The sequence below is a fragment of the Ruegeria sp. genome (assembly GCF_040830605.1).
Taxonomy (GTDB): domain Bacteria; phylum Pseudomonadota; class Alphaproteobacteria; order Rhodobacterales; family Rhodobacteraceae; genus Ruegeria.
This window is the reverse complement of the sequence record NZ_JBFOMD010000004.1, coordinates 57,187-70,017: the sequence shown is the minus strand read 5'-3', so window position 1 is coordinate 70,017 and position 12,831 is coordinate 57,187. Positions and strand designations below refer to the sequence as shown.

The window sequence follows — 12,831 nt, the reverse complement described above, 5'->3', positions numbered from 1 at the left end:
GCCGGGCTTTGGCGCTGGCAAAACCCCTTATTCGGCCGCCTCGGTCTGAATGAACCCACCGGACTGCCGGTGCCAGAACTGTGCATAAAGCCCGCCCTGCGCCAGCAGCACCTCATGCGTGCCGCTTTCGGCGATCCGGCCCTGATCCAGCACCACGATCCGGTCCATCTCGCTGAGCGTGGACAGCCGATGCGCAATCGCCAGCACGGTCTTGCCCTCCATCACCCGATGCAGCGCGGCCTGAATCGAGGCCTCAACCTCGGAATCCAGCGCCGAGGTCGCCTCGTCCAGCACCAGGATCGGTGCATCCTTGAGGATGGCGCGGGCCAGCGCGATCCGCTGCCGTTGCCCGCCCGACAGCTTGACCCCGCGCTCGCCCAGATGCGCGTCATAGCCCTGACGGCCATGCGCGTCCTCAAGTCCAAGGATGAACTCATGCGCCTCGGCCTTCTCAGCCGCAGCAAGCATTTCCTCCTCCGAGGCATCGGCCCGGCCATAGAGGATATTCTCGCGCGCCGAGCGGTTGAACATCGCGGTTTCCTGCGTGACCATGCCGATCCGGCGGCGCAAGCTGTCCTGCGTCACGCCCGAAATGTCCTGCCCGTCGATCCGGATTGCGCCATTCTCTCCGTCATAGAGCCGCAGGAGCAGCGACACGAGCGTCGATTTCCCCGCCCCCGAGGCGCCCACGATGCCCAGTTTTTCACCCGGTCTCACCGTCAGTGAAATCCCCTGCACGCCGCCTATATCGCGACCATAGGCAAAGCCCACATCATCGAACACGATCTCGCCGCCGGTGACCTTTAACTCACCCGCGCTGTCCGAATCCTCAAGCCGGTTGCGCACGGCCAGCGTTTTCATCCCGTTCTCGACCTCACCGACATTGGCATAAAGCCCCATCAGCGTGAAACTGACCCAGCCGGTCATCTGCGAGATGCGGATCGACACAGCCCCCGCCGCCACGATATCGCCGGCGGTCGCGCTGCCCGCCTGCCACAGCAGCAGCGTTGCGCCCATCAGCAGCACCGGCAGAACCCCGGCCAGCGTCAGCAGGATCACCCGGAAACTGGCCGACAGCCAGCCGAACTCCAGCGAGCGCTCACGCAGCTCCACCATGGCATCCCGGGCGGCGCTGTCCTCATGCGCGGCGTGCGCAAACAGCTTGACCGTCTTGATATTGGTGATCGTGTCCACCACTTGCCCCGACACCATCGCCCGCGCCCCGGCCCGCGCCGCCGAGCGTTCGCGGATGCGTGGCAGATACCAGCGGATCAGCGCGAAATAGCCCACCAGCCACAGCGCAAAGGGCAGCATCGCCAGCGGATGAATCGACCCTAACAAGGCCAAGGACCCCACCAGCGAGGCCAGCGCAAAGACGATAGCGCTGATGGTTTCCGACACCACCGAGGTCAGCGCGTTCGAGGTCTGCATCTGCTTCTGCGCGATCCGACCCGCGAAATCGTCGTCGAAATAGGTCACCGACTGGCCTAGCGTCCAGCGGTTCAGCTTGGCCAGAACCAGCGGCGGAATGTTGGGCATGACGATGTAGTTGTTCGACACCGAGGACAGGCCGAACAGGATGGGCCGCAGCACCACGAAGAACGCCACCGCCCCGGCAATCATCGCGAGGTTCTGCACCGAGAAAAACGCCTCGGGTCCGCTGGCCGTGGCCATGTCGATCACCTGACCTAGAATCCAGGCCGTTCCCGCCTCCATCGCGCCCGCCAGCCCCGAAAACGCCGCCGCCACGAACAGCATCGGCCACGCGCCGGACAGGCACCAGCGGATGAACGCCCCCAGCGTTTGCGGTGGGGGCGTGTCCTGGGCCCGGAACGGGTCGATCAGGTCGGCAAGTTTCATTCAGCAGCCTCCGGGTTCAGGAAGCCGCCGGACTGCCGCGCCCAGAACTGGGCGTAAAGCCCGCCATGGGCCAGCAATTCGGCATGCGCCCCCTGCTCGACGATGCGGCCCTGATCCATGACCAGAATACGGTCCATCTGGGCAATGGTGCTGAGCCGGTGCGCGATCGCGATCACTGTCTTGCCCTGCATCATGCCGTAAAGCGTGTCCTGAATGGCGGCCTCGACCTCGGAATCTAGGGCAGATGTCGCCTCATCCAAGAGCAGGATCGGCGCGTCCTTCAGGATCACCCGCGCCAGCGTCACCCGCTGCCGCTGACCGCCCGAGAGTTTCACACCGCGCTCGCCCACATGGGCGTCATAGCCGGTGCGGCCTTCGGGGTCGGCCAAATCCAGAATGAACTCATGCGCCTCGGCCTGTTTGGCGGCGGCGATCATCTGCGCCTCGGTGGCGTCGGGACGGCCATAGAGGATGTTGTCGCGGACCGAGCGGTGCAGCAGCGCACTGTCCTGCTGGACCATGCCGATATGGCTGCGCAAGGAATCCTGCGTCACCGCGCGGATGTCCTGCCCGTCGATCAGGATCGCGCCGCGTTCGGCGTCGTAGAACCGCAAAAGCAGCTTGACCAGGGTCGATTTACCGGCACCCGAGCGCCCGATCAGACCGATCTTTTCGCCCGGCTTGATGGTCAGGCTGATGCGGTCCAGACCGCCCGCCTCGCGCCCGTAATGGTGCGACAGCTCGCGCAGCTCGATCCGGCCCTCGGTCAGGCGCAGCGGTTTCGCGGTTTTTCCGTCCACCAGATCAATGGGCTGGGCAATGGTCTCCATCCCCTCGGCCACCACGCCGAGCTGGCGGAAAAAGGTGGTCAGTGCCCACATGATCCAGCCGGTCATGGCGTTCAGTCGCAGCGTCAGCGCCGTCGCCGCCGCCACCGCACCGACCGAGGCCTGCCCCTGCATCCACAGCGCGATGGCCCAGCCGACCACCCCCACGATCAGCACGCCGTTCAGCGTGACCAGGGCGGCATCCATGATGGTGAAGATCCGCATCTCGACCTGGAATGTGCGCCGCGTTGCCTCGATGGCTTCCTTGGCATAGGCCAGCTCATGATCGTTATGTGCGAACATCTTGACTGAGTGGATGTTGGTGTAGCTGTCCACCACCCGCCCCGTCACGGTCGAGCGGGCATCGGAGGCCGCCTGCGACGCCGGGCCCACCCGCTGGATCGTCCAGCGCACCAGAACGGCATAAAGCGCAAACCAGATCAGCAGCGGCACCAGCAGCCGGATATCCGCCGCCATCAGCAGCACCGCTGCGCCGATCAGATAGGCCAGCGAGAAGGAAATCGCATCGAAGACCTGAAAGATCACTTCACCGGCGGCAGGGGGTGTCTGCATGATCCGGTTGGCGATGCGCCCGGCAAAATCATTCTCGAACCAGCCCACCGACTGCCGCAGCACATGCTTATGCGCGCGCCACCGGATCAGCGTGCCAAAGTTCGGCAGAATCGCGTTGTTCAGCAGCAGCACGTCCACGATATGCAGCATGGGCCGCAGCAGCAGGACAAAGACCGCCAGCAGGATCAGCTCGGTCCCGTGATTGGACCAGACCTCGGACGGAGTACCGCCCAGCAGGTCAACCACCCGGCCCATGTAGTAGATCAGCCCGATCTCAACCGCCGCCACGATCACCGAAATCAGCGCAGCCCAGAAAAAGACGCGCATGAAGGGCCGGGAATACTCCAGCATGAACGGCCAAAGCCGTGTCGGCGGGGCGTCGACCTCAGGATAGGTGACAAAGGGGTCTACAAGATTTTCGAAGTAACGAAACATGACGGTTGCTCCAATTGAGCGGGTCGTTTTTGGAAATGCGAAGAAGGCGGCGCAGGGACACCACCCCAGAACGGGTCGATGATCCCAGCCTCAGCTGAACCAGATCCCGTAGTACATTCGCATCCCTCCGTACATGTTGCGTGCGCAAGGTAGCCAAAAACGGAGGGATTTGTCACCCCGGAAATTTTCAGCCCTGTTTCAGGCGCCTGATTTTAGCAATTCGTCGCGCGTCAGGGTAAAGTCCGACGCGATCCATTTCGTCTCTAACTCGGCCAGTTTCGCGCCCAGCGCCGGACCGGTGTAGTCGGGGATCAGGTCCTGGGCCGCGATGGGGAATTCCACCTCGGCCCCATGCGTAAGCTGTTCAGACAGGTCCGGCTGCCATGGCTGTTCAAAGAATGCGCCGCGAAGAAGCAGGCCATCCAACCCATCCTCGACCCCATGCCGATAGCCGAGTTCGGCGGCGCCAGAGGACCCGGTCGCATCCTCGCGCATGCGCGTCAGCCGCTGCATCTGGGCCCGGCTCAGACGCAGGGTGGCGGCGGCCTCGGGATCGGTGATCGCAGCCAGACGGCGGATCGGGTCGATCTCTGCCCCGGCCTCCGCCTCGATCGCGATCAGCGGCGCCAGCGCCCGGTCATCGGCCCCCGGCAGCAATTGCGCCAGCACCCCGGTCGAACGCATCGCCGCCACTGACGGCGCCGGGTCCGGCGCGCCGAGGAGTTTCAGCAGCTCGGCCCCCACACGCTCTCGCGAGAGCGTGGACAGCCCGTCGAGATTTTCGGCAATGGCGGCCAAAGCGTCGGCGTCGAACCCAGCCTCTTCGTCGCCATACCACGCATGAAACCGGAAATAGCGCAGCGAACGCAGGTAATCCTCACGAATACGGTCCTGCGCTTCGCCGATGAACCGGACCCGGCGCGCCTCAAGATCCGGCAACCCGTTCAGCGGGTCCAGCACCGTGCCGTCTGGGCGGGCGTAAAGTGCGTTCATGGTGAAGTCGCGCCGCGCCGCATCCTCTTCGATGGTGTCGGCAAAGGCCACGACGGCACGGCGGCCATCTGTTTCCACATCGCGGCGAAAGGTGGTGACCTCATGCGGGATGCCGTCCTGCACCAGCGTGACGGTGCCATGCTCGATGCCCGTGGGCACCGCCTTGATGCCCGCCGCCTCGGCCAGTTGCATCACCCGTTCGGGTCGGGCGTCGGTGGTGATGTCGATATCGGCGACACTGGCCCCCAGCAGCGCGTTGCGCACGCAACCGCCCACGAACAGGGCCTGTGCCCCATCCGCCGTCAGCGCCGCGCAGATCTGTTGCGTTGCGGGATGGGTCACCCATCCGTCGATAATTCGCCTCATCCCGCCATCCGTGCCGCCAGCCCCCGCAGCATTCGCGCGGTGGCTCCCCATATGTAATAGGGCCCGAACGGCACGGTGAAATAGTACCGCCGCTGCCCTCGCCAACGCCGCGACTCTACAATGTAGTTGTCGGGATTCAACACATGGCTCAGCGGGACCGAGAACACCTCTTCGACCTCGCCCGGTTCGGGCACCGGATCAAAAGCTTGGTCCAGAATGGCAACGACCGGCGTGACGGTAAACGAGGTCACCGTTTCATGCGCGGGCAGATGGCCGAGGATACGCGGCAGGTTCGGTGGCAGGCCGATTTCCTCCTGCGCCTCGCGCAGGGCGGTGGCGGTCACATCCGCATCGCCCTGATCCTGCTTGCCGCCGGGAAAGGCGATCTGGCCCGGATGATGCTTCAAAGCCGACGACCGCTTGGTCAGGATCAATCGCGGCGCGTCACCGGTCAGAGAGATCGGCACCAGCACCCCGGCGGGGCGCAGCTTGCGCCCCTCGGGCAGCACCGTGTCCGGGTTGAGGTCGAAATCGCTCGACCCGTTCCCCGGACGGCCCAGTGCCGCCGTCAGATCTGCTATCGGATCACGCACCGCCCGTCTGCTCGGCGTCGAAACCGACCGACTTGGGGTCCAGCACGTAATGGGCGCCGCAGAACTGGCAATCGGCAGTCACGGTGCCTTCGGGCGTGGTCATCTTCTCGATGTCACCCGCCGAATAGATCGACAGGCTCTGCCGCACGCGGTCCTCGGAACAGGTGCAGCCGAACTGCACACTCTGCGCGTCATAGACACGGGGCTGTTCCTCGTGAAACAGGCGCACCAGCAGGTCGGTGGGCTGCACCGACGGGCCGATCAGTTCCAGATCCTCGACCGTATCCAGAAGGATGTTGACGCGGTTCCAGTTCTCGCCCTCTTCGCCATCGACCAGATCGGCGGCGCTGAGGATCTCTCCGCCGCCGTCGCCCGAAGCAACGAACGGTGACGCCTTGGGCATGTGCTGCAACATGATCCCGCCCGCGCGCCAATGCTCGTCCACGCCCGGCTCGGTGGACTTACCAAAGCTCAGGGCGAACCGGGTCGGCAACTGCTCGGACTGGGCGAAATAGGCCTCGGCACAGGCGCGCAGCGAACCTCCGTCCAGCGGCGTGATGCCCTGATACGGCTGGGTGTCCTTGCCCTGATCGATCAGGATCGCGAAATACCCTTCGCCCACCTGATCGAACGGCGCACCGTCGGTCAGACGCTCGTGGTCAAAGCTCGCATAGGCGCGGATCTGGGCAGGCTGCCCCTCTTCCCGCGGCGCGTAGTAATCGGTGGCGATCATCCGCACCGCGCCCTTGGACTGCACCTGCAGCGACAATTTCCAGCGCAAGGAGATGGTCTGACCGATCAGCGCCGTCAACAGCGCCATTTCGGCCACCAGCGCCTCAACCTGCGCCGGATAGTCGTGCTGTTTCAGGATGCCGTCCAGCACACCGTCCAGACGGGCCACCCGGCCACGCATGTCGGTTGCGTCAAGCTGAAAGGGCAGGACGGTATCGTCCCACGCGATTTTCGTTCCAAGAGACATGGGGTTTCCTTACACGCCACGGGTTGGCATACCGCCACCATATAAGTCGAAGAGTTCGGGTTGAAAGGGGCCATACATGATCAGGCGTTTCGGTGAAAGCCCCCAACCGGGCCGGGCTTACACGCGGCGTCCCGGGGCCTATGTTCTGCTGCCGCGCGGGGGCTCGCTGCTGCTGACCTGGTACGATGACGGGCTGAACCCCGAGCTGCAATTGCCCGGCGGTGGCATCGACCCGGGCGAATCGCCGATCACCGCTTTGCACCGCGAAGTGTTCGAGGAAACCGGCTGGCTGATTGCAAATCCCCGACGTGTTGGGACGTTCCGCCGCTTTGCCTATATGCCGGAATACGACCTCTGGGCCGAAAAGATCTGCCTGATCTACCGCGCCCACCCGGTCCGGCCTCTGGGTCCGCCGAGCGAATCGTTTCACGAGGCGCTGTGGATGGACGCCGCCGTGGCGGTCGAGGCCCTGGGCAATCCCGGCGACCGGCATTTCACCCGGCTGCACGCCATGGGTCTTTAACCGTGGTCTTCAGGCCCCGTTATATTCAAAGAAGGTGGCTGACACGTCATCCTCAAGCCCGTGTTCCGGCGACATGATCTGGGTCAGGCGCCAGAACAGATCGTCCAGAAACTCCTGCCCGCCACGGCCCGCATCACAGCCGCGCACCAGATCCAGCAGCCCCTCGGGTTCCAGCATCTCGCCATTGGCCAGACGGCATTCGGTAAATCCATCGGAATAGAGCAGCAACCGGTCGCCCGGCTCCAGATAGGTATCGACCCGCTGATAGGGGATATCCGGCAGCAGACCGATGGGCACCCCGCCTTCCCCCAGAAACTCGGCCCGCCCGTCACGGCGCAGAACCAGCGGGTGCGGATGCCCCGCCTGCACCATCTTCAAATGGCCGTTGCGCAGATCGACGATGGCGTAGACCATAGTGAAATATTCCTCGATCCCGGTATCGGCGATCAGGCGGGAATTGAGGGTCGCCGCCACCTCCTCGGGCGGCAGCAGGGCGTAGAAACGGTTGAACCGTTTTTCCATGGCGACGTTCTGATCGAAATAGGTGCTGGACAGGTACCCCCCCAGCCGCGCGGTCATCATCGCCGAGGTGATGCCATGGCCCGAGACGTCGATGCTGTAGAACCCCAGCCGGTTCACGCCGGGTGAGAACATGCCCACCAGATCGCCGCCGATATGCCCGCAGGGTTTCAGCAGCAGGCTGACCCGGGACGCGCCGAAGTCGCGCGTGAGTTCCGGCACCAGGGAATCCTGGATCTTGCGCGCCTGCATCAGGTCCTTGTCGATGGCATCATGCGCCAACTTCAACTCATCCAGCGCCTGCTCGATCAGCCGGTTCTTGTCCGACAGCTCGCGCTGCATGCCCAGAATGCGCGCGCCCGCCGAGATACGCGCGCGCAGCTCATCGGCGCTGACCGGCTTGATCAGGAAATCGTCCGCCCCCGCGTCCAGCCCCTGTGCGACCTCGTTCTTTTCGCTCTTGGAGGTCAGCAGGATGAAATAGGCATAGTGATTCGTCTCACCGGCACGGAACGCCTTGCAGAATTCCAGCCCGCTCATCCCCGGCATCACCCAGTCGCTCAGCACCAGGTCGGGCGGGTTTTCGGCGCAGATCTCCATCGCGGCCTGCCCGCTGTCGGCCTCGATCACCTCGAATCCCCATTTCCGTAGCGAGCCCACCAGAATCCGGCGTTGCAGGCGGCTGTCGTCCACGACCAGCGCCTTTCGGATGGCGCCAAATCCCTGCTCCGGCTCGGCCTCCACGCTGTTACCCTGCAACACCTTGTACTTCCCTGTTGTCCGCTCATAACTGAGCGCGGACGACGCTAGGCGCCTGCCCTTAACATCCTGTGAAATCTAAAACTCAAACCAACTTTCCACGCCGCTTAACCCTGCGTTTACCTCCAAACCCCTACCAAAGAGTGAGCGGGCGGAGTGTGTGAGGTGCTTCATGATCGACTGGCCAAGGGTCACACAATTGCATGACGAGGTCGGAGCCGAGGATTTCGGCGAGGTGGTCGAGATCTTTCTGGAAGAGGTCGATGAGGTGATCGCACGTGTGCGCGCCGACACCGGCCGCGCGGATCTGGAACGCAACCTGCATTTCCTCAAGGGCAGCGCGCTGAGCCTGGGGTTTCAGGAGTTCTCGAAACTGTGCCAGGACGGCGAGCGCGCCTCCGCCGCCGGTCAGGCGGAGACCGTCGATCTGGACCAAATCATCGGCAGCTTCCACGCCTCCCGGTCCGAGTTTCAGGCCAGGCTTACGCAGCACATCTGAGGTTCAGATCACGAACTGTGCCAGCGTCTCATCCTCGGTGATGTCGGTATAGGTGAACCCGGCATCGTCCAGATGCGCAAAGAGGCGCACGAAGTTCTCGGGCTTGCTGGTTTCGATCCCAATCAGCACCGAGCCGAAATTCCGGGCCGATTTCTTCATGTACTCGAACCGGGCAATATCGTCGTCAGGCCCCAGAATCCCCAAGAATTCCTTTAGCGCGCCGGGCCGCTGCGGCAGCCGCAGGATCAGGTATTTCTTGACCCCGGAATAGCGCTGCGCGCGCTCCTTGACCTCGGGCAGGCGTTCGAAATCGAAATTGCCGCCCGAGGTGACACACACCACCGTCTTGCCCCGGATGAAGCTTTGCACATCCGCCACCGCCTCGACGGCCAGCGCGCCGGCGGGCTCCAGCACTATGCCCTCGACATTCAGCATCTCGATCATGGTGGCGCAGATCCGGTCCTCGGAGAGCGTCAGCACATCCGACAGATGCCGGGTCTTGAGCAGCTCGAACGGCTTGTCCCCGATCCGTCCCACCGCCGCGCCATCGACAAAGGTGTCCACATGGTCCAGCGCCACCGGATGCCCCGCCGCCAGCGCCGCGCGCAGACAGGCTCCGCCCGCCGGTTCCACGAACAGACAATGGGTTCGATCCCCGAACCACTGCGCCACGCCCGCGGACATGCCCCCGCCGCCCACTGGCAACACCACATGATCCGGCACCCGGCCCAATTGCGCCTCAATCTCGACGGCCAGCGAGGCCTGTCCTTCGATCACATCGGCATCGTCAAACGGCGACAGGAAATGACCGCCTTGCGCGGCGCACCAGCTTTGCGCCGCCGCCAGCGTGTCGTCGAAATAGTCGCCGGTCAGGTGAATCTCGACCTGCTCGCCACCGAACATCCGGGTCTTCTGGATCTTCTGCTGCGGCGTGGTCACCGGCATGAAGATCACGCCCCTGACGCCCAGGTGCTTGCACATGAACGCCACACCCTGCGCGTGATTGCCCGCGCTGGCGCAGACGAACAGATCCTGCTCCGGCTGCTTGCGCATGGCATTGAACGCGCCCCGGATCTTGTAGGAGCGCACGGGGCTCAGATCCTCGCGCTTGAGCCAGATATCGGCGCCATACCGCGCGGACAGATGCGCGTTGCGCTGCAACGGCGTCACGGGAAAAACGGTGCGCATCGCCTCTTCGGCGGCGCGGGCGCGGGTCTCGAAATCGCTCATGCCGGTGTCAGTGACGTATCACGGCCCAAGTGGCAAGGAATACATATGTCTACCGCGCCAGATCGCGTTTCTCGATGAAGACGCCGTACATCGTGGTCAGAATGCTGACATTGATCAGCGGCAGGATCAGCATCACCAGCAGAATGACGACGATCAACCCTACAATCGGGATGAACATCAGCAAACCGGCCAGAAACTGCATCAGGAACTGAAACATCAGGGACAGGATCACAAGCAACAGGATTTGACCATTGACGCCAGCGGTCGCCTGCCAGGCCTCGGGCAGCGTCACAGGCTTTCCGATTGCCGCACCGGGAAGCATCGGCGACAGGCGATAAAACCCGATCCACAGAAACGCCACCATCACGATCCAAAACACAAATCCGATGACAACGGACGCCTGCATTACTCCGCCAGAGATGAGCGACGCAGGCAACATGACGATGATGGCCAGAATACCCAGAAGAAGAACGCGCCCGAAATAGGCGAGAATGCGATCAAACCTGAACGGCGGCAGCACGCCCGAGGGATATTCTTCCAGCAACACGAAACGGTGCCAGGACACCACGATCCAGAAGACGACGATCATCGCAACAGCCAGCACACATACAAGGAACATGGCCAGCGAACCGGACGTTACGCCCGCGGGGAACCCGGTTGTTCCACTGTCAAAATCTTCGAAAGGAATGTCGAAGAGATAGAACAGGCCAAAAACCAGCACACCGCCGATCAGCGCCGGAACCACCGATATCTGCAGTGCCTGTTTGAGGTTCCTCAGAACCATCCTCACGGAATGCACGAAAATCTCCAATCCCAGCATCGAAACCGCCTCTCAACCAATCCTTGTGTCGTTGCAACCGTTTCAGCCCATTTCCCCCACCGCGTCAATCCGTGCAACTTGCCCCCACGTTCAAAACCCGTTAGGGGCCAACCGTCATTCGCATAATGGGGAAGTCAGATGTCCGCGCCCAAGAAAGTTGTTCTGGCCTATTCCGGTGGCCTCGATACCTCGATCATCCTGAAATGGCTGCAGACCGAATACGGGTGCGAGGTCGTGACCTTCACCGCCGATCTGGGTCAGGGGGAAGAGCTGGAGCCCGCCCGCCAGAAGGCCGAGCTGCTGGGGATCAAGCCCGAGAACATCTATATCGAGGATATCCGCGAGGAGTTCGTCGGCGACTTCGTCTTTCCGATGTTCCGCGCCAATGCCCAGTATGAGGGTCTGTACCTGCTGGGCACCTCGATCGCGCGCCCGCTGATTTCCAAACGTCTGATCGAGATCGCCGAGGAAACCGGCGCCGATGCCGTGGCCCATGGCGCCACCGGCAAGGGCAACGACCAGGTGCGGTTCGAACTCGCCGCCTATGCGCTGAACCCCGATATCAAGGTGATCGCCCCCTGGCGCGAATGGGATCTGACCAGCCGCACCCGCCTGTTGGAGTTCGCCGAACAGAACCAGATTCCCGTTGCCAAGGACAAACGCGGCGAGGCGCCGTTCTCGGTCGACGCAAACCTGCTGCACACCTCGTCCGAGGGCAAGGTGCTGGAAGACCCCGCCGAAATGGCGCCCGACTATGTCTACCAGCGCACCGTTCACCCTGAGGACGCGCCCGATCAGCCGGAATATATCGAGATCGGCTTTGAAAAAGGCGACGCGGTCAGCATCAATGGCGAGGCGATGAGCCCCGCGACCATCCTGACCAAGCTGAACGAATATGGCGGCAAGCACGGCATTGGCCGTCTGGATTTGGTCGAAGGCCGTTTCGTGGGCATGAAATCGCGTGGCATCTATGAAACGCCGGGCGGCACCGTTCTGCTCGAGGCACATCGTGGCATCGAATCCATCACCATGGACCGGGGTGCAATGCACCTCAAAGACCAGCTGATGCCGCAATATGCCGAGCTGATCTATAACGGTTTCTGGTACAGCCCTGAGCGCGAGATGCTGCAGGCCGCCATCGACAAGAGCCAGGAGCACGTCACCGGCACCGTCCGCATCAAGCTCTACAAGGGTCTGGCCACCTGCGTGGGCCGCTGGTCGGATCACTCGCTATACTCCGAAGAGCACGTGACGTTTGAAGAAGATGCCGGCGCCTACGACCAGAAAGACGCGGCGGGCTTCATCAAGCTGAACGCCCTGCGCCTGCGGCTGCTGGCCATGCGCGATAAGCGCACCAAGGGATGAGCGGGCTCGACCCCGATCTCTTCATCACGGCTCAGGACCGGGTCTGGCCCTCGGTCCTGAAAGAACTCGAACAGGGTCAGAAGACGAGCCACTGGATGTGGTTCGTCTTTCCCCAGCTTTCTGCCCTTGGCCGCTCTCCCACCGCCCAGCGCTATGGCATCGCCGATCTGGATCAGGCCGCCGACTACCTGACCCACCCGGTTCTGCGGGATCGGCTGATCGAGGTGTCCCGCCTGATGCTGTCCCATTCCGGCACATCGGCAAGCGCGATCCTCGGCCCGGTCGATGCGATGAAGCTGCGATCCTCCATGACGCTGTTTTCGCTGACCAAAAACGCTCCACCGGAGTTCAGGCAGGTTCTCGACACGTTCTACGAAGGGCCTTGCCCACTGACCCTTCAGCTCACGTCCACCTAAAACCGGCGTCAGATCCCGTTAGGTCAGGCTTGCCCGCGCCTGGGGCGCCCTCCTAAATGGCCGGAAACTGGACA

12 protein-coding genes are annotated in these 12,831 nt (G+C 63.1%); 4 read left to right on the top strand and 8 right to left on the bottom strand.

Features of this window, described 5'->3' with window-relative positions; translation table 11 throughout:
• Window positions 1-27 precede the first annotated feature (27 nt).
• The 5 genes from AB3N21_RS07070 to AB3N21_RS07050 form a co-directional block, all read right to left on the bottom strand.
• Entirely contained in the window at window positions 28-1,860 is a 1,833-nt protein-coding gene (locus tag AB3N21_RS07070) for an ABC transporter ATP-binding protein (protein ID WP_367934565.1), read from the bottom strand.
• A complete protein-coding gene (locus AB3N21_RS07065) occupies window positions 1,857-3,695 on the bottom strand; it encodes an ABC transporter ATP-binding protein (RefSeq protein ID WP_367934564.1) in 1,839 nt (612 codons plus the stop codon). The genes AB3N21_RS07070 and AB3N21_RS07065 overlap by 4 nt, the downstream gene beginning before the upstream one ends.
• A 198-nt stretch (window positions 3,696-3,893) precedes the next feature.
• Window positions 3,894-5,054, bottom strand: a complete 1,161-nt coding sequence (locus tag AB3N21_RS07060; RefSeq protein WP_367934563.1) for a CCA tRNA nucleotidyltransferase — start codon at window positions 5,052-5,054, stop codon at window positions 3,894-3,896.
• Window positions 5,051-5,647 carry a CoA pyrophosphatase gene (locus AB3N21_RS07055; protein WP_367934562.1) on the bottom strand — a complete coding sequence of 199 codons (597 nt, stop codon included), beginning with the start codon at window positions 5,645-5,647 and terminating at the stop codon, window positions 5,051-5,053. Before AB3N21_RS07055 ends, AB3N21_RS07060 begins: the two co-directional genes overlap by 4 nt.
• A complete protein-coding gene (locus tag AB3N21_RS07050; RefSeq protein ID WP_367934561.1) occupies window positions 5,640-6,626 on the bottom strand; it encodes an Hsp33 family molecular chaperone HslO in 987 nt (328 codons plus the stop codon). The genes AB3N21_RS07055 and AB3N21_RS07050 overlap by 8 nt, the downstream gene beginning before the upstream one ends.
• A gap of 76 nt (window positions 6,627-6,702) precedes the next feature.
• Between AB3N21_RS07050 and AB3N21_RS07045 the strand changes: the two genes are divergently transcribed.
• Window positions 6,703-7,149: an NUDIX domain-containing protein gene (locus AB3N21_RS07045; RefSeq protein WP_367934560.1), complete on the top strand. Its 447-nt coding sequence runs from the start codon at window positions 6,703-6,705 to the stop codon at window positions 7,147-7,149.
• 9 nt (window positions 7,150-7,158) lie between these two features.
• Here the strand turns inward: AB3N21_RS07045 and AB3N21_RS07040 are convergent, their stop codons facing one another.
• Window positions 7,159-8,430: a PP2C family protein-serine/threonine phosphatase gene (locus tag AB3N21_RS07040; RefSeq protein WP_367934559.1), complete on the bottom strand. Its 1,272-nt coding sequence runs from the start codon at window positions 8,428-8,430 to the stop codon at window positions 7,159-7,161.
• A gap of 169 nt (window positions 8,431-8,599) precedes the next feature.
• Between AB3N21_RS07040 and AB3N21_RS07035 the strand changes: the two genes are divergently transcribed.
• Window positions 8,600-8,926: an Hpt domain-containing protein gene (locus AB3N21_RS07035; protein ID WP_367934558.1), complete on the top strand. Its 327-nt coding sequence runs from the start codon at window positions 8,600-8,602 to the stop codon at window positions 8,924-8,926.
• Between the two features lie 3 nt (window positions 8,927-8,929).
• On the opposite strand, the gene ilvA is transcribed toward AB3N21_RS07035, so the two are convergent.
• Together ilvA and AB3N21_RS07025 are read right to left on the bottom strand one after the other, a co-directional pair.
• A complete protein-coding gene (gene ilvA, locus AB3N21_RS07030) occupies window positions 8,930-10,156 on the bottom strand; it encodes a threonine ammonia-lyase IlvA (RefSeq protein WP_367934557.1) in 1,227 nt (408 codons plus the stop codon).
• A 49-nt stretch (window positions 10,157-10,205) separates the two neighbouring features.
• Window positions 10,206-10,940 (bottom strand): hypothetical protein, encoded by a 735-nt coding sequence (locus tag AB3N21_RS07025; protein ID WP_367934556.1) that lies wholly within the window; start codon window positions 10,938-10,940, stop codon window positions 10,206-10,208.
• Between the two features lie 174 nt (window positions 10,941-11,114).
• Here AB3N21_RS07025 and AB3N21_RS07020 point away from each other — a divergent pair, with 174 nt between their 5' ends.
• Window positions 11,115-12,341, top strand: coding sequence for an argininosuccinate synthase (locus tag AB3N21_RS07020; RefSeq protein WP_367934555.1), 1,227 nt, complete (start codon window positions 11,115-11,117; stop codon window positions 12,339-12,341).
• Complete coding sequence (locus AB3N21_RS07015; RefSeq protein ID WP_367934554.1) at window positions 12,338-12,757, top strand: DUF1810 domain-containing protein; 420 nt, start codon at window positions 12,338-12,340, stop codon at window positions 12,755-12,757. Before AB3N21_RS07020 ends, AB3N21_RS07015 begins: the two co-directional genes overlap by 4 nt.
• Window positions 12,758-12,831 lie beyond the last annotated feature (74 nt).